This window comes from Parachryseolinea silvisoli (assembly GCF_021190955.1).
In the GTDB taxonomy this organism is placed as follows: domain Bacteria; phylum Bacteroidota; class Bacteroidia; order Cytophagales; family Cyclobacteriaceae; genus Ohtaekwangia; species Ohtaekwangia silvisoli.
Map to the genome: position 1 here is coordinate 314,038 of NZ_JAIOAO010000003.1, position 24,794 is coordinate 338,831.

Consider the following 24,794-nt stretch of genomic DNA (forward strand, 5'->3'; position numbering starts at 1 on the left):
TCGAATAAGACAAAAAGCCAACGGAGCAGAACCGTCGGCCGGGGATGGAAGGATTGATTATGGAAGTGAATGATCTGCGGCGAGGCATCTCCGCATTCGCCGCAGATCTATAGATTGCTACCTATCCTTTTTGGGGAAGTTAGGATTGTCCAGAATCTCTTGAATCTGGGCTGTATGTCGTCTGCTGTGCGCGGCCATTAACAAGATCGTTTGATAGGTGTCAAGTTTTCCAAACGGGAAGTCGTTGTAGTGATTTCGCAGATCATCGGGCGTTTTTTTGATATATAGTATGTGTTTATCGCGTTGGGCCTTGAAGTCGGCAAGCGTGGACTCAAAGGATCCGAACTTGCCGGTGGGTTTGAGGGTTTCCTGCGCTTCACGTTTTTGGCTGCGGTCGGCGACCATCTTTACCAGCTCGTCGTCTTTTGTCTTTACCTCGCTTCGTTTAGACGGATCGGCTGGTTCTTTCAGTCCCGCTTGAGCATATTCAAAAAGTTGCGTTTCTGCTAAGGTAATGTGCTCGACGCATTCGGCGATTGACCAATGGGTAGCGTCAGCTTTAAAGCTCAGCTGTTCGGCTGTAAGTCCTTTCACTTTCTTCAGCAGGTCGTCTTTTGTACTCTGCAGCAGTTCCAGTGCATACTTCCGTTCGGACTCGGTGAGGGTAGTGGCAGGGCGGTCAAAGCTCATGGCGATCGCGGCCACGGTTACTAGAACGAATTTGAGTGTTTTCATAATTGGGGGTGGTTTTGTTTCACAAAGGTAATGTCTTTATATCCGTATAAGGGGGTGCGAATTAGACATTTCGGCGGGGTGATTGGGACAGTGACTGTCTTTTTAAGTGTTGGTTTTCTGTTTTGATGGTTTAAAGTCGTGGGGCTTGGTCGGTACATCACCATAAAACTACAACTGATCAATGGGCTTATGCCCGACGGCATTGTTTTTTTCGTCAAGGGGAATGTAAGTGTTATACGCAACCTCCAGGATGTTTCCCTCAACGTCTTTAAAATAAAAAAACAGTCCGCCAAACGGCGCCGCGGTGGGCTCTTGCAATACGTCGACCCCCTGAGCCTTTAGCCGGGTATGAATATCCCGGACTTCCTGCTCCGAATGTACATTGTAACCAATTGTTACCGCGCGGAAACCGCTACCCTCTGGCGGTATACCGACAAATTTTGCCAAGTCTGGGCGTCTACAAAGGCTAAAGAGGAAACCGTTCAGTTGGTAGAAGACGATGTCTTTGTTGCCCGCCACGGGTTTCCATGCCAATACTTGTTCGTAGAACTTTTGCATAGCTGGCAGGTTGTCGGCCGCGATGGTCAAGACGCTTACTCGTTGTTCCATGGTAGTTCTTTTGTTACTGTCCACGAGCTTACTAAAAATTCGGGCCAGTGCAAATGCAGCATGGTGATCATGCACTGCGGTTATGCGTTGTTTGTTTTCTAAAGCCAGTATTGTAAATTTCTTTTCAAAGAATGCTTAATAATTCTGTTATGAGAAGAGCTGAAGATACTGATCGCGCCTTGGTCGTCGATATCCTGGTAAAATCGTTCCACGATAACAAGAGTGTAAATCATGTCGTGAAGCAAGACCGGCACAAGGCGAAACGTATGAAGGCCCTCATGGAATATTCGTTTGATCTTTGTCTTTCGTTTGGTGAAATTTGGATCGGCGATGGCAATACAGGTTGTGCGCTGATACTTTATCCACGAGAGAAGAAGCAGACTCTTCGTTCGATATTGCTGGACATAAAGGTGGCTATCTTTGCTATTGGGCTATTGAGGGTAGCGTCTATCGCTAAGCGTGAGCAGGCGATAAAGGGACATCATCCCAAAGGAGACATTACCTATCTATGGTTCATCGGTGTTGATCCGAAATATCAACATCAAGGAATTGGTTCAACGTTGTTGTTAAATGTTATTGATCGCTCCAAAATGGCCCAACGGCCGATCTATCTCGAAACTTCTTCTTTAAAGAATGTGGCTTGGTACAATAGCTTTGGCTTTGAAGTATTTGAGATGTTGGAATTTTCATATACGTTGTTCCTTTTTAGAAGAACGGGTTATCGAACAGGCTCAATCTGAGGAAATTCAAAAATTGCTATATTGGCCACATGGAAAGTGTAGAAATCCTGTTGGGTTTAGCCATGGAGGCTAGTGATCAAGGCGATAACGATAAAGCGATCGCCATTTATGAGAAGATACTTTTACAGAAAGAATATTGGTCCACGCCGCATTACAATCTCGGGTTGATCTATAAATACCGGTGTGCGTGGGAGAAGTCTTTCTATCACAATGCGCGTGCCGTGGAGTTAGAGCCGGAGAACCAGGCGGCCAACTGGAACCTGGGCATTGCGGCAACAATGTTGAATCGTTGGAAAGTGGCCCGCACATGTTGGAATGTGTTTGGCATGGACTATGAAATTATCGACGAAGATACTGCAGGTAATGTAGGTAGAGCGTCGGTCCGAATAAACCCCAATGGTGATGCGGAAACGGTATGGGCTACTCGCATATGTCCTGCCCGTGCCAGGATTTTTAATATTCCGTTTCCGGAATCAGGTCACGGTTTTATGGATGTGGTGCTAAATGACGGCTCGCCTAAGGGCCATCGGATCTCGGAAGGAAAAGAATATTCTGTCTTCGATGAAATACAACACCTCGAGAGGTCCGTTTATCAGACGTTCAGCGTCAAATGTAAACCTACTGAGCTGGATGTGAATTTTGAGAATCTACGGGCACGTTGTCGCGAAGCTCGCATCGGCATAGAGGACTGGACGGCGGTAGAGTGGTTGTGTCAGAAATGTAGTGAGGGGACGCCGCACGAAACGCATGACAAAGAGTTAAAGTCTGACCCTGAAGAGTATCATATTGCCTTTGCAGCAACTTCCCTGGAGACTTTAGAAGCCGTGCTATACAGTTGGAGCGATGAGATCGGAATTGAGTATTATGATCCTGTTAGGCACTCTATTGCCAAATCCGAGGAGTAGCTGGTTTGCCGGACCAACTACTAATATTGTTTGTTAGCTGCAAGTAGTAAAGGCATCGTCCATATTCGCTATATATGATCTACTATCCCTTCATCTGGATCTTTATGAGCTATGTTGAAACACGTAAACCTACGTTGTTGCTGATGAGCATCATTACCGTTGTCGGTACGGTGTTGCTGATCGGGTTGTCGTACCTGGTGTTGGTGTTTATGGACATGCCGGTACGTATGTTCCTAAAAAATAAACTGGCGGGTTCATCGTCGACCGTATCGGGTTGATTGCCAACGGTGGTCCGTGCGTGGCTATGGGCTGAACAGCAGGGCAGAAATCGTTGTTTTATGTTATTCAATCGTTTTAAATGCGATTTTGTGACAGAAAATTTCTAATATTATCCTCGAATAGACGAATAACCTTGACGGCAAACCCCCATGCGCGTATTCAAAGTATATTCTGATGATAAACTGGTAGAGCTTATGCGGCAGCAGGATATGGCTGCGTTTGATGAGATCTATTATCGATATTGGAAGAGGTTGTATGCCATGGCCTATAACCGCGTGCATTCGAAGATGGTGGCCGAAGAGCTGGTGCAAGAGATCTTTATTAGCGTGTGGGTGAACCGGGCTTCCTTGCAGGTACAAAATCTATCCGGATATTTGTTTACGGCTGCGAAGTATAAAGTCATATCGTATTACGAGCGCCAGCTTACGCGGAAGACTTACCTGGAGAAACAAACAGCTATTACACAAGATCGCGACGATACAACAGAGCAGACAGTGCTGCTCAATGATTTACACGATGCCTTAGATCGCGAAGTGAACAAGCTTCCAGCGCGGTGCCGGGAAGTGTTCCGATTGAGCCGCGAAGAAAACCTTTCCATCAAGCAGGTAGCTGCGCAGATGGGGGTTTCAGAAAAGACCGTAGAGAACCAATTGTTAAAAGCGTTGAAGGTTTTGCGGACATCCCTTAGACATTATACGATGTCGGTTATTGTACTCTTTTTCTTGCCGTAAGCCAATTCGGGCTTGGGGCTTTTCCTGGTGTCTATTTCGGTAGGCACGTTAAGACACGGCGCACGGTATTCCATATTTCAGATATTTTAAAAAAAGTGGCTTTTGGCGTAGGGGAAAACGTTTGCTAACCGGACTTACTTGCTAAATCGATATAGTGGATGAATAGCAAGGATGTCACCCCCAAGCTTTTGCAGCGGTACCTGCAGCATGAATGCACGCCGGAAGAAGAAATGCGTGTGAATGCCTGGTACGCGGCACTGAATGCCCGGGAGGTTCAGGAGCTGCCGCTCACACCGGCACAACAGGACATTTTGGAGCGCAGCATGCTGCGGCGGATTAAGCAGACGCTAGGGGAACAAGAGCCCGTGCCGTTTTTGCAACCGCGGCGCACGTACTCCTACTCCTTATTTTATCGCGTCGCGGCGTCTGTCGCGATCCTTGCGCTGGCAATAGGAGCGTATTGGTTAACAGAACGCGTGGCGCTCAATTCGGGGCCGGGGCAGATGGGCAGTGCCACAGAAACACTGTACGTGGTTAACACCTCTAAAACGATTCTGCGCCAATCCTTGCCCGACGGGTCCGTGGTTTGGCTTCAGCCGGGCAGCGAGATGAATTATCCGACTACATTCTCGAATGCAGAACGCACACTGCAATTAAAAGGAGAAGCATTCTTTTCAATCGCACGCGATCCATCCAAACCGTTTCTCATCACCTCGGGAAACGTGCTTACGCGGGTGCTTGGCACGAGCTTTAACATAAGAGCCTACGAAAACGCACCATCCGTCGACGTATCGGTCATGACCGGAAAAGTATCTGTCAACATTCAAGACACTGGTAACACAACGGCGGTCGACGCAACGTCTGTATCGCTCGTTGCGCAGCAACGTGCTCGCTATGTCAAAGCACAACACCGATTGGAAAAACAAGAAGGACATGCCCTGCCCGAGCTTGCTATCTGGAAGTCCACCACGTTTGTATTCGATAACCAGCCGTTGCATAATGTGCTGCCGCTCTTAAATGAAAAGTTTGGTGTCCATATCGAGGCCGAAAATAAAGCGCTGATGAACTGCCTCTTGCGAGCAGATTTAAGCAACCTGAACCTGCCTGACATTCTGGAGATGTTGAGCCTGTCGGTTGATGCAACCTATGAACTTGAGGGCAACACCATTCGCTTGCGCGGACAGGGATGCTCGCCATTACCCAACCCCTAAATCTAAATTACGAGTACATGCAAAGAAAACGACGAACCTAAAGACCAACAATCACAACAAGGAAGAAGAGAACAAGGCGATGTGGATGTGTCGCGCTTGCATTAAGCAACCCCAAAACAAGGAATGAAAATGAAACAGTTTCTACAAACAAATGCCTGTCTGGGCAAAGTGATCCACATCACGCGCAGGCAGCTCGCAGTCATGTTGATGCTGACAGGAATTTCTTTTGCCGCCGTCAGTAAAGAGCAAAACCCTTTAGAGCGGGACGTTACGATTAACATCGAAAATAGTAAGCTCTCAAAGGTGCTGGACGAGATTGAAAAGAGCGTGGATGTTAAATTCATCTATAGCAAAAATTTCGTCTCACTCAAGGAAGAAGTAACGATCAACGCACAAAACGAAAAGCTCTCCAGTGTATTGAACCGTTTGCTTACCCCGTTTCATATTCAATATGGTGTCGTAAAAGACCGCATTGTATTAAACAAACGCAGGGACACAGCATCGACGCCGCTGACAAATCTCGGTACACTTAACGCCAACTTATTTCAGCAACCGGAGGACCTTTCTGCGTTGCAGACTACCATTACTGGCACTGTATTCGACAGCGACGCACAGGCGTTACCCGGTGTAAACGTGTTGGTGAAAGGCACTTCCAATGGAACCACTACTGACGCGAACGGTAAATTCTCACTGGCAGCCGATCCGGCGACAGCCGTTCTCGTGTTTTCGTTCATTGGCTACACCACGCAGGAAGTCACCGTCGGCGGCCGCGGTATCGTCGATGTCACGCTGGCAGCTGATACCAAGACATTAAATGAGGTTGTTGTTGTTGGGTATGGTACCCAGCGAAAATCGGACGTTACCGGTTCCGTGGGCGTGGTAAAAGGAAGCGACCTGCTGACGGCACCCGTGAACAACGCCCTCCAGGGCCTCAAGGGTAAAGTAGCGGGGGTGAACGTATTCCTTAACTCAGGGTCACCTACCGCCAGCCCCCGCGTGATCATCCGTGGTGTGGGAACGATCAATGCCAACTCCGGTCCGTTATTCGTGGTAGATGGTGTGGTCATGGAAGATATCAAATACCTGAACCCCAATGATATCGAAAGCATGGAAGTACTGAAAGATGCTTCATCTACCGCCATCTACGGTTCCCGAGGTGCCAATGGTGTTATACTTGTAACGACCAGACGTGGTGCCGCGACAGAAGGTATGATTATCGGCTACGACGGCTTCGTCAGCGCCGGTCACATGCGTAAGGAAATGGACCTGCTCAACGCCAGGGAGTGGCTGGACGTAGTACAGACCGGTATTGAAAACTCTCCGAAGTATAATCCAAGCGCGTCACCGGTTTTCACGGCGGACGATCCCCGTTTGTTTGATGCCAACGGCAACCCGCTCTACGACACAGACTGGCAGAAAGAGGCTACCCGCACCGCGATATCGTATAACCACCAGCTGTCTATCCAACAGAAAAGCGAAAAATCGTCCATGGGTGCATTCCTGAACTACTCACGCATGGAAGGCATTATGCTCAACAGCTGGATGAACCGCATCAGTGGCAAAATCGCTTATGACGCCAATCCCACGAAGTGGCTTACGATTGGTGTGAACCTGCTGGCGAACGTCGTAAAAGAAAATGAAGTAGAAGAGACCGGAGGCCACCAGATGCCACGCCGTACGATGATCGAAATGCCCCCGATCTTCCCGGTAAAGTTTCCGGATGGTTCCTGGGCAGCCAGCAACATGGTGACAGACTCCTACAGCCTGGAGGCGATGGCCAACCCCGTGCACGTGTTGGAGACACAAGATCGTTTGCGCAAGAGAACGCAGTTGTTTGGCAACGTATACATGACGTTCCACCTGCTGCCGGGGCTCGACCTGCGCACGCAATTTGGCTTCGACCAAAACGAACGCGACTTTCAGGAATATTCACCAACCGACCTGGTTAACATCTCCTCTCCCAACGGCCGCGCCCGTGTAGAATCACAGCGCATAAACTACTGGCAGGAAGAGACCTACCTGTCGTATAACAAAGAGTTGGGCACCGACCACCGCATCAATGGGGTGTTGGGCTTGAGCTGGCAGGAACGTGTTTATGACAGGAATTTTGTGGAAGTTGAAGGATTTGCCGATAACTTCTTCCGATATAATCGTCTGCAAGCCGGTAGCATCCCGAAAGCGCCCGAGTCAGAATATGAAAAATGGGCAATGAACTCTTACTTCCTCCGGGGTGGTTATACTTACCGCGATAAGTATATGTTGACATTGACGGGGCGTGTCGATGGATCTTCTCGATTCGGAAAAAACAATAAATATGCGTTTTTCCCTTCGGCTGGCCTGGGCTGGATGGTCTCCAGCGAACCCTTTATGCAGGATATCACAAACCTGACTGAGTTTAAAGTGCGTACCAGCTTTGGATATACCGGGAACACTGAAATCGGTTTCTACCGGTCATTGTCCACCGTTGAGTCGGGCAACACGCTGATCAACGGAACACGAGGCACAGAGGCTCATTTAAGAGGTATAGCAAACCCTGACCTGAAGTGGGAAAAGACACGTCAGTTTGACGTCGGCTTCAATATGGGTTGGTTTAACAACCGTCTGTCGTTTGAGTTTGACTACTACCACAGACTGACCACCGACCTGCTGCTGGATAGACCTGTGCCGTATTCGTCCGGCTTCAAGACCGTAACTGCCAACATCGGTTCCGTGTCGAACCGCGGTGTGGAAGGTATGATCACCTCGGTGAATGCGGAGTCCAACGACTTCCGCTGGACTACCTCGCTTAACTTCAACTATAACAAAAACAGGATTGAAAAGCTCGGCGAAAATGATGAAGACATTTTCCCAGGTCCGAACTGGGTGTCCGGTAGCCAGACCATCTTACGGGTAGGCGAGTCGTTAAGCTCCTTCTGGGGCTACGAACGCCTGGGCACGTGGAGCACGGACGAAGCGGAAGAGGCCGCTGAACGCGGCTATAAGCCCGGAGAAGCCAAGCGCTCTACCGAAAAGAAGATCATTGGAAAGGGATTGCCTGACTGGACGGGAAGCTTTATCAATACCTTCCGGTATAAAAACTGGGATTTGACCGTCGATCTGCAATTTGTTTACGGTGTTGACATTCTCCAGCAATTCTTCCACTCGACTGAAGATCGTTCGGGTATCGCCAACGGCTTACGGACAATTCTGACCGACAGCTGGACGCCCGAGCGCCAAAATACGATGGTGCAGGAGATCCGTCACCAGGGCCGTGGCGGTCAGAACAGCGAGGTCGACAGCCACTGGGTAGCCGACGGCTCCTACCTGCGCGGCAATTTGTTCTCGCTGGGATATACCCTCAACAGCGAAATGCTGGAGCGCCTCAAGCTGCGTAACCTGCGTGTCTATGCCAACGTACAAAACGCCTTTGTGATCAACTCGAAAGAATTTAAAGGGTATGATCCGGAAGCGACCTCGTGGACAGGAACAGATGCACAGTGGGGCCAAAACATTTTCTTCTTTCAGTATCCAAAGCCTACCACCTATACGCTTGGTGTAAATCTGCAGTTCTGATCACTTTAACTTGAACAGATTATGAAAAGAATACAATTAATCATACTCCTGGCCGCCCTAAGCGCCTTTTCTTGTTCCGATTTTCTGGAGGAGGAACCAAAGGATGAAATGGCAAGCGATCAGTTCTTTTCTGACCGCGATCATGCCTTTAACGCCGTAAATACACTTTACCGAAACGGTGCACCGCAGATGTTTGACGGTTCGGCGTACGCCGGTACACCTGCCATTTTCTTTCAAGACATGTCAGGCCTCTTTGATAACCAATACAAAGGTCAGGAAGTGCACGCAAGCCACGCGCAACAACTGACGCTCAACGGCACGAACATTTCCGGTTATCTGGACGATCGGTGGGCCGAACTGTATAACGGCGTAGCACGAGCTAACTTCGCAATTGAGAATATTGCCACCACGCCGGGGCTTACCGAGACCGAGATCGGTCAGCTGGAAGGCGAAGCAAGATTTTTCCGTGCGTACGCTTATTATTTCCTGGTGAGATTGTTTGGCGAGGTACCGCTTATTACCGAGCCCGTGGTATCGCTGGCAGATGAAGTTTACGTGGGCAGATCACCCATCGCAGCGGTGTACGACCAGATCGTAACAGATCTGCTGTGGGCCGTAAACGAGAGCGATATGGCTGCTGTCACCATGGCCACCAATAGCGGCCGCGTGACGAAAGGTGCGGCGGCTACATTGCTGGCGGAAGTATACCTGACAATGAGCGGCTACCCGCTGCAGGAAGATCACTATGCGGACGCTGCCGCGATGGCGCGACGCGTGGTCAACGGCGAATTTGGTAGCTATAGCCTAACCCCGCACCAAATGAGCGGCGGCAACGTAGACCTGCCGAATAGCGCGTATAATCAAATACGCCGCGCAGACAAAACTGCAAATGAGTATATCTTCTACCGGGAATATGATGCGGCGATCACCGCAAGCGACTATCCGCGCTGGACTGTCCCCGCCTTCGCGGGCCTGGAAGACAAAGTCGTAAAGTATTCTGTGGTAAACGGAGCCTATCAACCGGTGGATGAGTTTGTCACGATGTACGATCCTGATGAAGATTTGAGGATACAGGAAAAACAATACTTCCACACCTCAGTTACCACCACCGGTGGTGAGATAATCACGTTTCAACGCACGCCGTATATCTGGTATGACGAAACGGCGCTGTTCACTACCGGCAATTCCGGTAAAGACGTTGTCATTTACACTTACTCCGACGTACTACTCATTGCCGCCGAGGCCATTGCACAGTCGGAAGGTGTAACGGCAGAGGCTGTCGACTATCTCACTCAGGTACGGGCAAGAGCATATTGGAAGCAGGATCCGGCGGATATTGAAGCCAGCCTCTCAGCTTTGGGGACACAGGAGTTCGTGGAAGAGGTATGGACTGAACGTAACCGAGAGTTGGTGTTCGAGTTCAAAACGTGGTTCGATATCCTCCGCACACAGCGTTATCCGCAGACGAGTGAAGCAAATCCGGGCGAAGTGACATATGTCAACGTCGTGGGTGCGACCAATCCCTGGGGCAAGACCTATACGTCTACGTATCTATTACTGCCGCTGTCCAATAATGAAAGACAACGCAACCCGGCGCTTGGCGATAACAACCCCGGCTATAATTAACACACATGATAGAGAGTATACCTCGGCCAAGGCGCTAAGGTGTACTTGAATAAATAAAAAAGGAGCACTAAAAATGCTCCTTTTTTATTTAGAACCGGTTAGGGTTGGCCACCGCCTCCCGCCGCCCCACATGTCTGCCCGTTAGCATAGCTGGCTGTCGGGTCGGCCACTTCGGATGCCAGGCCGGGCCACGGTTGTGATTGATATTTGAAAGGAGGCTTCGGATATTTGGTCACCGGATTGTCTATACTTACCGGTGGATGCGCGGGCGCCGATGCGGTTGCCGTTGTACAGCGGGCACTGCGAGTGTTGCCAGCCCCACACCCAGGCTGCCGATGGCTTTTCTGCGGCCGGTGCTGTAGGTCTCGTTCTTATTCATGTTCGTTTTTTTAGTGGCGTCAGCCAAAAAATCCTGCCACCGGTTTGCCGACGATACTCACCGCCTGTTGGAGTCAAATGAAGAAATAAATGGACAGGTGAACCGAACGCGAAGCAACAGGCGGACAGGAGAGCGTACCATAAAAAAAGCTTGCAGATTTTACTCCGCAAGCTTTTATGCGTTACGCCGCAATGTGTGTAACGCGTTGCTTAGAAGCTGTACGCTACGCTAAAACGTACGTTTCTCGGAGCTTCTACCTGATAGCTGTAAACAGGAGACGTTTCTTGGTTGGCGTTCGTTACCCAGTTTTCGTATGAACCGCTGTACAGATAGGCATCGAGTACATTGAATACATTCATCGTCAGTCTAATGCGATCTTTCTCATAGGACAGCCCAGCATCCAGCTTATAGTAGTCCTCCAGGTTTTTGCTTGGATCCGGAGACGGCGTATAATACGTGGCACGGTCCACAAGGAATGTGTAGCCAGCCGATGCGCCGAAGCCTTTAAACATGCCGCTTTGTACCTTGTAGGTCAGCCACGTGTTAAATGTTTGTTTGGCAAAGCCGGGGACGATATCGCCTTCCTCGGTGAATCCAGCTGTGCCTTCTGTCACCTTCGAGTTCATGTACGAATAGTTAAAGATTGCATTCAGACCACGGACAACAGAGCCGCGCAAATCGAATTCAATACCCTGGGCACGCTTCTGACCGATGCCGATCATATCATTTCGATCCTCCGTCGTTTGAGTATTGTTGGTGAGCTCATCATTTTTCAAAATGCTGAAAGCAGACAATGTTGTCGACCAGCCGCCACTCCAGTTTTTCTTGAAGCCAATCTCCCGGTTGTCACCCGTAATAGGTTTGACGTCAGCGCCACCGGTAACATTCATCGGGTTTTGCGGCACGAACGCCTGGTCATACAGAGCATAGCCGGAAAGTGTAGGCGTGAGGGTTACGCTGACACCAATCCGTGGTGTAAAATGCTCGGCGGTGTTGGGTTCACTGTTGTAGGTCACGATGGAGAGGTCGGTATAGCGAAGCGCCAGCGTAAGTCGTATTTTGTTGTCCAGGAAGCCCAACTCGTCTTGCAGGTACGCACTGGTATAGCGGGTGTCGTATATGCCACCGGTTTGCTGGGCGCGTTCTACCAGCGGCGTCTCGCGGTCAAATTTAGGATAGCCGGCCCGTGGTATACCCAGATCGGGATTGTACGGGTCAAACGGATGGTCAAGTGAGTCGAGGTTGTGCCCCTGACTCCAGTCAGCCATATACGCCTTGCGGCCGATATCGATGCCACCCAATACGCGGTGACGGATCTTACCGGTGGTTGCATCGCCGTTGACAAAAATCTGGCCCAACGACATCTTGCTGTCGGCATCCCAGATACCGACGGTGCGGATGTACGTGCCGTCATCGTTAAAGATAGTAGGCCACATAGAAGAGCCCTCCATATTGTAAATAAACCGCGCTACCTGGGCGGTCAGCTTCCAGTTGTCTGCCAGCTCGTGCTGCATGTTCAGGTATACAGCGTGATCGTTGATGACCGTGCCGGGCAGGCCGGCGGGCAGAGACGTCACGTCTCGGTCGAATTCCGCGAACTTGTTCTTGGCAAAAAGATAAAACGATCCTACGTCGCTCATATTGGCGCGCTGGTAGTCATACTCCAGTGTAAACTTAGTCTTTTCGTCCACCTGGTAAGAGATTACCGGGGCCACTACATAACGGTCGTTGTATTCGTTGGCGCGGAAAGAGTTCTTGTTTTGCGCGGCCAGGTTGATGCGGTACAGCAGTTTACCGCTGGACTCCAGTTTGCCATCCAGGTCCAGGGCCGTGCGGAACAAGCCCCAGCTGCCCATCGTTACAGTAGCTTCGCCTTTGGTTTGGCCTGAGGGCTTCTTGGTTACGGTGTTGAAGAGTCCGGCAGGGTCGCCGCTCGCCAGCATAAAGCCGGCGGGGCCTTTCACAAATTCAACGTGATCGACAAATGCCATATCTTCCGTCAGTGGGCCCCAATACGAGTTTACAATATTGAAACCGTTGCGGAACGCTTGTAGCTGCGAGCCGCGGGCGCTGAGGTTGGCATACATATCGCCCCAGTGTTCGGCGCGCGTCACGCCGCTTACGTTACGGATCAGACCATCGCTCATGCTGATGATCTGCTGGTCTTTCAAAACCTCGCCAGTTACCACCTGAATATTCTGCGGTGTCTCAAGCAACGAAGAGCTTAGGCGCAGGGAAGAAGAAGTGCGGTCGGCCTTATACGAGTCGCGCGTACCGGAGATGACGACCTCCTGCAGCTCTGACGAGTTTTCTTTCAGTGAAAAACTTACTTCCTTGTTTTGACCCGCTGTGATCTCAACAACCTGTTGTTGGGTTTCCAGACCAATAAAAGAAACGACCAGGGTATACGACCCCGGTGCCAGGTTGCCAATCTTGAAGCGGCCGCGGTCATCGGCCACGGTGCCCTTGGAAGTGCCTTCAAGCATCACGTTCACAAACTCTGCCGGCGAGCCGTCAGAAGTTTTCACCGTGCCACTCACGGAGCCAGTGGTCTGTGCAAAGAGCACCGAGCCACTCAGTAACATCAGAAGAGTAAGCGCTAAACTTTTCATGGTAAATAATTATAATAGTGTGGAGAGGTTGGTTTCTCGCCGCAATTATGCAACTTCTGTGTAGGAATTACAATACCTATTTAGAATTATTCTACATAATACCCTGTAGAGGTTAGCGCTATACTTTCGAGAGGGGAGGTGAAATTGGGGATATGTTATTCCATCTTTAGCCCTTCTACCGAGCGCAGTTTTACGATGCGTCTGATTTGCGTGGCAATGACGGATAACACAATGGTGGCCAGGATAATCAATGCAATAGCCGTTCCGGTATAGTCCAGCGGCATCGGGTAGGCGAAGAGCATGTCCAGATACGCCTGAGCAAAGAGATAGCTCAGGGGGGCACCGAGTAAAAGTGATACCGCCACGAGGGAAGTATATTGGCGCAACATGACGGCTGCTATACTTCTAATGCCTGCTCCCAACATTTTGCGAATGCTGAATTCTTTGATTCGCCCGGATACATTGAGCGTCACCAGACCGTATAACCCCAGGCTTGCCAGTAAGACGGCAATGGTGGCAATAACCTTGTTAAAAGTTTCTGACCGGTTCACCTGGTGAAAATAGGTTCCCCAGGTGTCGACCTGATGGCCACCCTGAAACGGTATTTCAGGGTATAACTTGGCCCATTGCTGTTGCAGGGCCTGGTAGGCTCTCTCTTCCGCACCGCTTTCGACCCGCAGTGATAAATAGCGATAGTCTCCCGGGGCTGCCAACGTAAAGACTGTAGGCCGGATCTCGTTGAAGAAATTCTGGCTATGAAAGTCCTGTACGATTCCAATGATCTCATACGGCGTGCCGTTCAGTTCAAACTGTTGCCCCAGGGGCTGTTTCAGCTTCAGCGTGCGGACCAGCGACTCGTTTACGACGAACGCGCGACGGTCATTTTCTGAATCTTCCTGGAACCCGCGCCCCGCAATCAATCGCAAGCCCATGGTTTCAAAATAGTTTGCGTCGACGGCCAATCGACCGGCTTCATACTGTTGATGGGAGGGTTGGCGCAGCAGCACCGGCGAGATTTTTTTTCCAAGGTGGTCTGCTGATCCAGCCGATTGAAGAATGCCCGGCTGCTGTTTCATAGCAGCGTGCAGGCGGTCAAAGGCTGGCGCGTCAGGGACATTTGCATAGACTAAATGTTTCTGATCGTATCCCCAGCTCCGATTATTTTGAAAGTGGTTATTCTGCGTGAAGACAACGCCGGCCGTAATAGTCATACATGCCAGGATTAACTGCACGCAAAGAAATACCCGCGTGAAGGGATTTCTTTTTCCAAATTGCAACGAACCCCGGAATATCTTGACTGGCTCGAAATGGGAAACATATAGGGCAGGGTAGAGCCCGGAAACAAGGGCAGTAAATAAAAGCAACGCTATGAGGAATAACCAAAGGTTTCCGTGCAATAAGGGGAGCTCGAGCTCCCATCCGCTAAACTGCACGAACCAGGGCAGGAACACAAAATAGCAGAGGACGATACCGATGCCGGCAGCAAACGATGTGACGACTACATTTTCGGAAAGGAATTGCATAATTACTTTGCGCCGGTTGGCGCCGATCACTTTCCGTACGCCGATTTCTTTCAGGCGCTTGGACGCGGACACAATGGCTATATTGATATAGTTGAAACAAGCCAGCACGATCATGAAGACCGCGATAATCGGCATACCGATTCTTCCTTCTACGTTATAATCGTGAACAATGGCGTCGTGGAGGGTTGACGCTTTTTCGTGGAGCGTGGTGAGCGGTTCAAACGAAAAGGCAACAAGGGGGCGGTCGGGTAGCGCTTCGTTCTGTAATTTTTTGTATGGCGCCAGGTGGTGTTCGATAGCCTGAAGACCAACAGAATTTTCTACCTGAATGAAGGTAGCGGGAAGGAAGGCGCTCCAATCGTCCGTATCGTAGGTGCGGTCTGCCACCTTGGTGTTGTCGAAGTGCACCAGAAAGTCAAACTCGATGTCGCGCGACTTGGGGAACGTTGCCGCTACGCCTGAGACCTTGAATGTTTTCTTCGTCGTATCATTAAAGATCACCAGTATATCACGACCGAGCGGGTTGTCATTTCCAAAATATTTGATCGACATGTCTTCGCTTAAAACGATGCTGTTGAGATCAGACAACGATTTCGGGGCGCCCCATTTAAGTGGGAACGTAAACATATCGAGGAATGACGGGTCTACATACCGAATTTGTTCATGAAACACATTGTCTTCATTTTTTATAACAACCTTGCCTTCCTCAACACGGCATACGTTTTTGATCTGCGCAAAATCCTGCCGGAGTCTTTCCCCCAGCGGGCGGGGAGCACGGCCGTATTGCTGTGTTTCGCCTTCCCGATCGGCGGTAAAGGTCGTAAGATAGATTTCATGTTTATTGACATGGAACTGGTCGATACTGCGGTCGTAAAGCATAAAGGCGTAGACGATAAGGCAAATGCCAATCGCTACAGATAGTCCAAAGACATTAATAAATGCGGTCAGCGGATTTCGCATCAGGCCCCGGAACGATGTTTTGAAATAGTTTCTATACATGGGGTAGGAGGGTAAGGTGATAGAATGTCCAAGTTTCTTTAGCAGCACTGGCCGTAGGAGTTTGATGACCTCCACGGCATATATTCGTTTGGCTTTCTTAACAGGCCATCGCTCTATATTGTAATAGAACTGCTCCTCTATATCGCCTTCAATTTCTTCCAGATATTCTTTCTTGATAAAGAAACGAAGAATGTTAAGAGGCCACCGGGGTGGGCCTATGTCGTTAAACGCGCTCATATAGTTTTCAGGCTACTGGCCAGCTTCGGTATAGACTTCCAGAGATCGGCCCGTATGGCCTTCAATTCGGCAAGGGTGCGATGTGCGTAGGGTGTAATTTCATAGATACGTTTTCGTTTACCCCCGCGCTTTTGTGTCGCCTCCCCGAATTCTGACGTAAGAAATCCTTTTTCTTCCAGCCGCTTCAAAGCTGATTGTATAGAGCCCATGCTAAGGTCTTCGCGCAGGCGTTCTTCCAGCTCCTGCTTGATCTTTAACCCGTAGGCATCCTCTCGCAGGGCGGCAATCGTTAACAACACCAGCTCTTCAAATTCACCTAGTTTCGTCTTCTTCATCGGATATTTTATCAGATTGTAGTAAATATATGATATTGTACGTAATTGTAGTTAATAGGGTTTATATTATTTGTAATTGCAGTAAATATCATGGGAATAGACAAAAAAAGCCGCCCCGGAATAGGGCGGCCACTGTGTATACAGGTTTGGGATGTTAGTGTTTCACTACTTTAATCTTCTGTCTTCCACCGCTGACGATGATGGTATACACGCCGGCAGGACGCTGGGTCAGGTCTACCTCCTGGCCGTGGCCGGATAAGATTACCTCTCCAAAAGCGTTCACCACTGTCCAGGCTACCGTAGCAGAAAGTGAATAACGCCCGGCGGAAGGGTTCGGGTAGGCTTTAACGGTAGATTCGTTGCCCACCACCGCGGCAAGTGACGTTATATGTGCCGTTCCAGTACCCGCGGTGGTACTATTGACGCGGAGGCGATCAACATTCGGACCGCTGGAACCGCGCGCTGCCAGCCGGATGGTATTGTTGCCTGCTTGCAGTGTCGCGGCCACGTTTACCGACGACCATGTCGACCACGAACCTGTTGCCGGGAAGTTGGATGCTCCCAACGAGGCATTGTTCACCACCACATCCAGCGGACGATTGCCGCCGAGAAGTGCATAGTCAAACGACAAGGTTACCGCCGCGCCAGTTGCCACATTCACGTTCCACTCAATATAGTCACCGCTGGCGTTTACATAATCCACAAAGCCGGAGCCGGTATAGCCCGCCTGGTTGGCGGTAACAACAGCACCACTGACCATAGCGTCTTCTGCCTGCAGCGTCAGACTGATCGAGGTCTCCGGTTCTGGGTCGGGATCATGACCTTCGGTTACAGGCGTAAAGTCTATATAATCAAAGTTGATATCGCCGGATTCAAACACCACGCGTAACTCGGAGATGTTTTCATGAAGATGAAGGTCGGTTACGCTCACGGTCTGCCAGTTCTGGAAGCCGCCGGTATTCGGTACCGCAATAGGACCGGTGATGTTTACACCGTTCTGTTCCAGGTGCAATACTTTGTTGTCGTAAGGCGTAGCCACGCGGAAGGCGATGGTATATTCGGCATGCACGGTTACGTTCACAGTATATTCGAGCCACTCGCCGGTTTCAACCCAGCCGATGTTATAGTTGCTGCCGGCAGCTCCCTGGATATCGACATTGTCGTTACGGAATGCGCCTCCGGCATTGCCGGTGCTCAGGTCGTGATACGCAATGCCCTCGCCGTCTTGATCGTATGCCTCGGCCTCTACGCGGCCCGGGATAATGGCCGGCGATCCCCCAAACGGCGTCTGTACGCTCGTGCAGCTGGTGGCCTGTATAGTCGCCGTCTTTGTATTGCTACCGGCAGCATTGCTGACGATCAGCTGTATCGTGCGCGTGCCAGCACCCGATGCCGTGGCATATGTCACCGTGTGAGGACCAACCCCTGTGGCGGTGGCCGGTGTGGCACCCGCGCCAAAGTTCCAGGCGTAGGTAGTGATTTGTCCAAGGGAAACAGATGTATAGGTTACGGAACCACCGAGGCAAACCGTTTGCGTGCTGGCTTCGAAGTCGGCGATCGGCGCCGTGTTCGAGTCACCGTCGTACGTAAAGTCGACATAATTGAAGTTGATGTCGTTGGCCTCGAAATGTACACGGATGATATGGGAGCCGGCAGCCAGGTGAATGTTCGAAACCGAAGCGGTCTGCCAGGTTTGGAAGCCGCCCGTGTTCGGGATGTTCACCGTGCCTGTTACGTTCACGCCGTCTACTTCCAGGTGCAGCTTGCGGGCGTCGTTGGGCGATGCAATGCGGAAACCGATGGTATAGTTACCAGCCTGGTTTACGTTCGTAGTATACTCCAGCCATTCGCCGTCTACCACCCAACCGATGTTATTACCTCCTTCGGAACAGCCTTCTGTGCCCACGCCGTCGCCGGCGCGGAAACCGCCGTCACCGCCCTGGTTGATATCAAAGTAGGCGCCCGTGCCTTCGTCGTAGTGCTCAGCCTCTATACGGCCCGGTATCTGGCCGACAACACCCAGGTAAGGGCGTTGGCTTACATCTGTAGCCGTGTAGTGGGCAGTATAGGTAATGTCCTCACCCGGCGCGCGGAAGAGCTGATTGGCCGTGCCACCGTGAGCCCAGTGGTCAAAGTCGTAACGTGTATTGCCGATAAACTGCGGTGTCGGCGCATTTAGAACTTGCAGGTCAGCATTTACCACCACGCGTTGTACACGCGGTGCCACGCCAGGTTTTTGATTGAGCTCGATTGTGAGCCCGGCCGGCACGGTCGTAGCGGTAGCCGTGATCAGGTTCGGGTGTACATCCACATAGGTGGTGTCCGTCAAGCCATCGCTGTCGGTAACCGTTACCAGAAAGCGGTACCACACGTTCGGCGTTTTCTCACCCTGGTTGCCGGCAATGAAGTTACCCGACCTTACGCCTTGCGGACTCGCACCGGGATGGGAGTGTCCTGCACCCGGTACATCTTCGTGGAACAGATCGATGCTCCAGGAGAATGCACTCGCCGGCAACACGCCGTCTTCTACGTCGGTGGCAGTTGCCGCAAAGGAAATATTGTCGTCGGCATCCCACGTCAGAGACGCTACGGGAGCGGTGATCTGTACATTCGGACGGTTGTTAAATTCACGCACCGTCAGTACAGCGTTGTTGCTGGTGATCGTGCCGATGCTATTCGTAATAACACAGCGGTAATTACCGGCTTGTTGCATCGTCACTGCCGCGACGGTGTACGTGCGCGCGTTGGCACCCGGTATATTGACCTGATTATACTGCCATTGATACGTAAACGGTTCCTGACCCGAGACGTCTACACCAAACGTCACCGGGCTTCCTTCCACGATTGTCTGCGACACCGGGTGGTTGATCACCTGCGGTGCCTGGCCTTCGCCATACTTCAAGCGAATAAGGTTTCCGTTCGTGCCATAATCGCAATAATAGATATATCCATCGTTGCCCAGCATCATACCCAGCGCTGAACGATGCGGGGAGGTATAGAAGATGGTAGAGGTGGGGCTGCTCTGCGTCGGGTCAAACACCCGCATCTCGTTTCGCACATAGTCTTTAATGATGAATTTGTTCGTCAGCTCACCCGGGTACCGCGATACAACGGGATTATAAAGCAAACCGTTGGTCAGCGCATTGCCGATGGAACCGGTGGCATACGTAAAGATGGGATTTACAAACAGGTTCGTTTCCGTTTGCACACCGTCGCCGCCTTGCGGGTGGCCCCAGCCGTAGTTATACAGCGGTGCGGGGTTGGTGATATCGTTGATCTCTTCCCACGACGTGCCAACATCCAACACAAACAGTTTATTGGCTCGGGCGTTGGGCACCAGACGGAACGGATTCCGGAAGCCGTAGGCCCAGATGCTTTGGCGTTGAACAGAGCCGCTGCCAAAGAACGGGTTGCCAGGCGCCGGCTGACCCGCATCCGTGACACGCAAGATTTTGCCACGGTAGTTCGTCAGGTCCTGCGAGTTAGCATTGTTCTGGCTGTCACCTGTGGTGATAAACAGGAACCCGTTAAAGAACTGCAGGTCGCCACCGTTGTGAAACCCACCCTGGATCGGATCCAGCGTCAGAATTTGCTGGCGCCCCACTTCCTGGTTGGTGCCGTTGATCTGCACACGCTCGATGATGTGGTTAAACTTGTCAGCACGCGTATAAAATACATAGATATAGCCATTGCTCGCAAAGTTCGGGTGCAGGGTAAGGCCGAGAAGCCCTTGCTCGCTGTCCGTGGTCGTAGTGACCGTAAACACGGTAGACACGGTGCCGTTCTGGTATACTTTCACGACGCCGGCGCGTTCCGCGATAAAGATGCGGCCGTCAGATGCTTGCGCCAGTGAAAGCCCCTCGCGGATGACTGTACTGGGCGTCAAATCTTCTACGACGTATTGGGCTTGTAGCGGATAAGTCAGCAGCAGGCAGAGTGCTGCCAACCAAAGAAAGCGTCGCCGGAAACACACGGCCGTCGCTCGTCTAACATGTTGATAAAGAATCTTCATAGGGGTTGTCAATTAATATAGTTGGAGAATTAATAGCACGATCCGATTCCGGCGCAATTACAGCTGATAACGCACACCACGCCGGAGTTTTCGCGCGTAAATTGAGACAGATAGCGCTATACGGCATAGCCGAATCGACCAACGCTTAGGCTGTCCGCCCAGTGGAATGAAAGGTGTGTCGACCGGTTGGTCTAAAAACAGCGTGAGTGAGAGCGAACACAGTCCAATGGGTTCGAATGGCACGTACTTCAGTCTGGGGAAGGGTTGGATAAAATGGCGGACGAATGATGACTGATACAACAAAGCGCTATACGTCGCCCGCTTCTATTTTGTGCTGGATTTGATGTATAGATACCCGCAATAGGGTATATTTTTTTTATAGGCCAACGTCCTTTCGGCGCAGGAGGGTATAGGTAAATGAATTGCCCCATTCCGCTATCGCCAACTTACAGAGCTTGATAAAGTCATTGTACTCCGCCGACCGGGCAAAAACCTGGCAGCCCGCCGACCACTTGTTTACAAACGTTGATTCACCGTTGGCCGTGGCGCGGTGAATATTAATACCGAAGATGCCGGTTTGTTCTTTGCCGGAAACAAAGTCAAGCAGCTTATCGCGGTTAAAGTCGCGGATAACAGTAAGCGGTTTAGCTTGTACCAGGGCTTCATATTTGCCTTTGTGTTTTCCCAGCCGGTGCGAGCTTCGGTATTGACCTTCTTTCAGGATCGCCGTGCCGTGTTTATTTTCAGGATCGGTCAGGTACGTCAGGCCCGGGTCGGTGGTGATCTTATACCGTTTTAGCATCCAACGATTCTCCCACTTCCAGAATGCCATCAGTTCGTCGTCAAATGCATTGGGCGTGCTGTTTTCAGAGCGAAGCCCAACCAGGTTCAAGTCATAGTTCTTCTGGCCGCTTCGGAACACTGTATACCCCAGGCGGTCCATCGCTTCGATCACGGCCTTTACCTCGCGGGGTACAACTTCCGGTGTATCAGAAACTGTCAGGGGGCGTGGCACATCAGCTCGTCCCGTGATCGTTTTATTCGCGCTCTTTACCTCACCCACATTGAACAGGCCGAGACGCCGTGCAGCTTCCTGGACAGTCTCGCCGGGTGCGACGAAAAAAGAATCGGCCGCAGTTGTCCAATCCACGGCATTTGACCAGTGAGAAGTAATATTGGATAGCTTCATGACAGGGCATTTTGTTGTGTTGTAACCTCCAGTTTGCCGTCTACCGAACGGCGTACTTCCACGACGACGGCGATGCGGTCGGGGTCGTCGGCTGCGCACACTTCATACCACTGTGGGCCGATGCTGTCTATAACTTTTCTGCCGCGCAGCACATTCCACGACAGCTTTACCCGCTGCCAAAACGGTAAGCCGGGCAGGGGTTTGATATAAAACGACAGGCTCACGTGCTCAAGGGAAAGATAGCGTTGGTCGGCGAAGCCCTCCGTGGCACCGGTCGCCCGGCCGCCGGGATCGCTTCCCAGGAAGTGTCGCCAGGCAGCCAGCTGCATGTCGTGCATGCTCATGTCTGCCCGAACCACTTCTTGAAGAAAGGCGGCAGCAAATCCTTTAGGGACCGGCGATGCAGGCCGACGACGCTTACGGAATTCCATACTTTATCGAACCATTTAAAATCACGCGCGGTCAGCCATGGCGGCCATTTTGATCTTTGCTCTGCCGCGACGACCGCATCTACTTTGGGAGCTCGATGTTTTCAACAAGCGCGTCCAGAATCTTTTGTAACCCGGCGGGCAATTGTGATTCGCTGACGTTCACCTTTACTTCCAGTGTGCCGCCACGGTTGCTGGTTGTTTCGCGTGTACGGCTGTGCTCGACAGAGCCTACCAGCGATGCATTGAAAAAACCCTTGAGAATGCCCGTGGTGCCAATGTCCAGTTTAGCCGACTGCGCGTTGGTATTTACTTCTTTGCTGATCTGCGAGATGTTATAGTTAAAGCTCACACTCATCGAGTCGAAGTTCAGGCTGGGTACTTTTACCAGCGTAATCAGCGGCACTGAAATTTCGCGCTCAACTTGAACAGACTTACCAGTCGAGTCAACCTCATTAACCTTCATTTTAAACTGCAGGTTGTCGACCCCGCCGGGGCCGTTTCCATCCGCCGGTTTATTCAGCAGCTTGGTAATAAACGCCAGTGTGGTTTCCGCCGCCTGGCGGTGGGCATTGATGGTGGTAAGGAGGGGGGTGGCAATAATAAAGTCCAGCGGAATTTTCTGAAACTCCGCGGGGCTAACGTTGATATCTCCATCGGCCATAGTTGTAGGGGTTAAATTTTGATTAGCTGTTTATGTATTATTCGCCGGGACGGCGAACAGATTCATTATTCATCGTATCGGTCGATACATTGGTAATAGCGGTGAGCATTTTGTGCAGCCCAAACGGCATGTCTCCGGCCTTGACATTCATCTCAATTTCAATAGCCCTTGAGTTCTCCCTTTTCTGGCCCGATGAAATAGTGCCGCGCACACTCTTAGGCTGAATGAGGTACCAGGGGCGGCTCTCTTTTTTCTCCGATTGCACCGTACCCATCTGGTCGTATTTCTCCGATGTGTCGGATATTTCCATCGAAAACTTAAACTTCGCGTCCGATATACCCAGCGGTTGTACTGGCAGCAACGCCAGGTTAGGCACATAGATTGTACGCATGTTACCGCTGCTGTCGAGATAACTAAAACATTGTTGGTAAAGATCCCCGAAACGGCGATAGAAATCCTCCACGTCGGCACGTTCCTGGGGGGTGAGTTGCTGGTTGGGATCTTTGGATTTATCCAACTGCACTCTAATGTCGGCCCGGGCTTTGTCATAATCCTGGATCTCCTTGCGTGTTCTCTCCAGTTCCTTCCTATGCTCCGGATCGGTATCGCTGCTATTGATCTTTTTATCAATCTCGGCCCGCTCGTCGTCCTCATATTTATGCCGGAAGCCGATCTGAAGGATAAAGTTTAGAAATGCACGCGCAGATTGTACCTGCGCCTCAAAAATAGAATTAAGCGGGGCCAGCAGCGCGGCCGATAGACTCAATTCCTGGCTTTCATTTTCTTTTTCCTCTTTTCCACTAGCAGAAGTTCCGTTTGACATAGTATAGATGAAGTGTCTTGGTTACCAATAAATTAAAAAGCCCATCTGCGCGGCTATACGGGAAGCAACACGGAAGGGCTCATGGACGAAACCTACCCAAAAGATCGAAAAGAACCAAATGGGAGGGGAAGGGTGTTTTTCCTGTTTTGTATTTATGTAGTTAACTACGTAGTTTTGTACATAAATACATGGAAGATGACAACTTCGCTTTCCATCGATCCGATCGGCAATTCCTGCAGCCGGGAGGTAATCGATATTATATTGCCCATTCAGCAGCTTGAATTCAATGTGCCCGTTACCTTGGAAGCGCAACCGGACTTGTTACAGCTCGATGAGGTTTATCACGGCTCGGGTGGCGGCTTCTGGGGTGCGCGGTATAACGGACAACTCGTAGGTACCATCGGGCTGATTGCCTTCGACGGCCCCGCCGGTGCAATCCGCAAGATGTTTGTACGAAAAGAGTATCGCGGCAAAGAATTGGGTATAGCGCAGCAATTGCTCGACACGCTGATAGCCTATAGCAGGCAACACGGCTTGCACGTGTTATACCTCGGCACCGTGCCGAAGTTGCAGGCAGCCCTGCGTTTCTATGAACGCAATGGCTTTCGTTTGATTCAAAAGCAAGACCTGCCCCCGGCGTTCCCTGTCATGCCCGTCGACACAGTCTTTTATTACCTTGATCTTTCCGCGCAACCATGAGCACACCCCTAATAGACGGAGCTGGTATCCTGGCGATCTCGACCCGCCTGCAACGCCTCAGCGAGCAACTGCGGAAAGACTGTGCGCTGTTGTATAAAGCGCAAGGCATCGACTTCGAACCAAAGTGGTTTCCGGTGATCTATGCCCTGCATCGGAAACCCGTGCTAAGTGTAGTGGAAATCGCGACCGAGATCGGGTATGCCCACCCATCGACGATCAGTTTGTTAAAGGAACTGGAAAAGCACAAACTGATTCGCTCCCGACGAGACAAGCAGGATGAGCGTAAGCGACTGTTACAGCTAACCGACAAGGGTAAGGCCCTGGTCGCGCAGATGCAGCCGGCATGGCAGGTGCTCACGAAAGTTCTGGCGACGCTGACCGATACGCCCCATAACCTTTTGGCGGCGCTGGACGAAGTGGAACGCGCTTTAGTGCAAACGAGCCTTTTCGACAGGCTCTTATCGGCCGTTGAAACAAAGCCTTTGTAGCGACCATGACCGCTTAAT

Annotated in this window: 20 protein-coding genes; 9 read left to right on the top strand and 11 right to left on the bottom strand. The window is 51.0% G+C overall.

The window, feature by feature from the left end; translation table 11 throughout:
- Nucleotides 1–117 precede the first annotated feature (117 nt).
- Both K7P01_RS18685 and K7P01_RS18690 read right to left on the bottom strand, forming a co-directional pair.
- Entirely contained in the window at nt 118–735 is a 618-nt protein-coding gene (locus K7P01_RS18685) for a DinB family protein (protein ID WP_267295840.1), read from the bottom strand.
- A gap of 168 nt (nt 736–903) precedes the next feature.
- Nucleotides 904–1,344 (bottom strand): VOC family protein, encoded by a 441-nt coding sequence (locus tag K7P01_RS18690; protein ID WP_267295842.1) that lies wholly within the window; start codon nt 1,342–1,344, stop codon nt 904–906.
- A 149-nt stretch (nt 1,345–1,493) separates the two neighbouring features.
- Between K7P01_RS18690 and K7P01_RS18695 the strand changes: the two genes are divergently transcribed.
- From K7P01_RS18695 to K7P01_RS18725, 7 genes are all read left to right on the top strand, one after another.
- Nucleotides 1,494–2,084, top strand: coding sequence for a GNAT family N-acetyltransferase (locus K7P01_RS18695; protein ID WP_267295844.1), 591 nt, complete (start codon nt 1,494–1,496; stop codon nt 2,082–2,084).
- Between the two features lie 29 nt (nt 2,085–2,113).
- On the top strand, nt 2,114–2,989 hold the full coding sequence (locus K7P01_RS18700; protein ID WP_267295846.1) for a tetratricopeptide repeat protein: 876 nt from the start codon (nt 2,114–2,116) through the stop codon (nt 2,987–2,989).
- A gap of 74 nt (nt 2,990–3,063) precedes the next feature.
- On the top strand, nt 3,064–3,267 hold the full coding sequence (locus K7P01_RS18705; RefSeq protein WP_267295848.1) for a hypothetical protein: 204 nt from the start codon (nt 3,064–3,066) through the stop codon (nt 3,265–3,267).
- Nucleotides 3,268–3,417: 150 nt separating this feature from the next.
- The gene (locus tag K7P01_RS18710) at nt 3,418–3,999 is read left to right on the top strand and encodes an RNA polymerase sigma factor (RefSeq protein WP_267295850.1); all 582 of its coding nucleotides are present in this window, start codon (nt 3,418–3,420) and stop codon (nt 3,997–3,999) included.
- 158 nt (nt 4,000–4,157) lie between these two features.
- Entirely contained in the window at nt 4,158–5,210 is a 1,053-nt protein-coding gene (locus K7P01_RS18715; protein ID WP_267295852.1) for a FecR family protein, read from the top strand.
- A gap of 129 nt (nt 5,211–5,339) precedes the next feature.
- Nucleotides 5,340–8,762 carry a SusC/RagA family TonB-linked outer membrane protein gene (locus tag K7P01_RS18720; protein ID WP_267295854.1) on the top strand — a complete coding sequence of 1,141 codons (3,423 nt, stop codon included), beginning with the start codon at nt 5,340–5,342 and terminating at the stop codon, nt 8,760–8,762.
- Nucleotides 8,763–8,783: 21 nt separating this feature from the next.
- Nucleotides 8,784–10,388: a RagB/SusD family nutrient uptake outer membrane protein gene (locus tag K7P01_RS18725; protein WP_267295856.1), complete on the top strand. Its 1,605-nt coding sequence runs from the start codon at nt 8,784–8,786 to the stop codon at nt 10,386–10,388.
- Between the two features lie 250 nt (nt 10,389–10,638).
- On the opposite strand, the gene K7P01_RS18730 is transcribed toward K7P01_RS18725, so the two are convergent.
- From K7P01_RS18730 to K7P01_RS18770, 9 genes are all read right to left on the bottom strand, one after another.
- Complete coding sequence (locus K7P01_RS18730) at nt 10,639–10,767, bottom strand: hypothetical protein (protein WP_267295858.1); 129 nt, start codon at nt 10,765–10,767, stop codon at nt 10,639–10,641.
- Between the two features lie 209 nt (nt 10,768–10,976).
- Entirely contained in the window at nt 10,977–13,379 is a 2,403-nt protein-coding gene (locus K7P01_RS18735; protein WP_267295860.1) for a TonB-dependent receptor, read from the bottom strand.
- A gap of 155 nt (nt 13,380–13,534) precedes the next feature.
- Nucleotides 13,535–16,138, bottom strand: coding sequence for an ABC transporter permease (locus K7P01_RS18740; RefSeq protein WP_267295862.1), 2,604 nt, complete (start codon nt 16,136–16,138; stop codon nt 13,535–13,537).
- Nucleotides 16,135–16,473, bottom strand: coding sequence for a PadR family transcriptional regulator (locus K7P01_RS18745; RefSeq protein ID WP_267295864.1), 339 nt, complete (start codon nt 16,471–16,473; stop codon nt 16,135–16,137). The genes K7P01_RS18740 and K7P01_RS18745 overlap by 4 nt, the downstream gene beginning before the upstream one ends.
- 154 nt (nt 16,474–16,627) lie before the next feature.
- Nucleotides 16,628–20,485 (bottom strand): carbohydrate-binding protein, encoded by a 3,858-nt coding sequence (locus tag K7P01_RS18750; protein WP_267295866.1) that lies wholly within the window; start codon nt 20,483–20,485, stop codon nt 16,628–16,630.
- A gap of 376 nt (nt 20,486–20,861) precedes the next feature.
- Nucleotides 20,862–21,674 (bottom strand): hypothetical protein, encoded by an 813-nt coding sequence (locus K7P01_RS18755; protein ID WP_267295868.1) that lies wholly within the window; start codon nt 21,672–21,674, stop codon nt 20,862–20,864.
- On the bottom strand, nt 21,671–22,105 hold the full coding sequence (locus tag K7P01_RS18760; RefSeq protein WP_267295870.1) for a hypothetical protein: 435 nt from the start codon (nt 22,103–22,105) through the stop codon (nt 21,671–21,673). The genes K7P01_RS18755 and K7P01_RS18760 overlap by 4 nt, the downstream gene beginning before the upstream one ends.
- Before the next feature lie 79 nt (nt 22,106–22,184).
- On the bottom strand, nt 22,185–22,766 hold the full coding sequence (locus tag K7P01_RS18765; protein ID WP_267295872.1) for a DUF2589 domain-containing protein: 582 nt from the start codon (nt 22,764–22,766) through the stop codon (nt 22,185–22,187).
- A gap of 37 nt (nt 22,767–22,803) precedes the next feature.
- Nucleotides 22,804–23,589 (bottom strand): DUF2589 domain-containing protein, encoded by a 786-nt coding sequence (locus K7P01_RS18770; protein ID WP_267295874.1) that lies wholly within the window; start codon nt 23,587–23,589, stop codon nt 22,804–22,806.
- 195 nt (nt 23,590–23,784) lie between these two features.
- Here K7P01_RS18770 and K7P01_RS18775 point away from each other — a divergent pair, with 195 nt between their 5' ends.
- Both K7P01_RS18775 and K7P01_RS18780 read left to right on the top strand, forming a co-directional pair.
- Nucleotides 23,785–24,288 carry a GNAT family N-acetyltransferase gene (locus K7P01_RS18775; RefSeq protein ID WP_267295876.1) on the top strand — a complete coding sequence of 168 codons (504 nt, stop codon included), beginning with the start codon at nt 23,785–23,787 and terminating at the stop codon, nt 24,286–24,288.
- A complete protein-coding gene (locus K7P01_RS18780) occupies nt 24,285–24,776 on the top strand; it encodes a MarR family winged helix-turn-helix transcriptional regulator (protein WP_267295878.1) in 492 nt (163 codons plus the stop codon). Before K7P01_RS18775 ends, K7P01_RS18780 begins: the two co-directional genes overlap by 4 nt.
- Nucleotides 24,777–24,794: the final 18 nt, after the last annotated feature.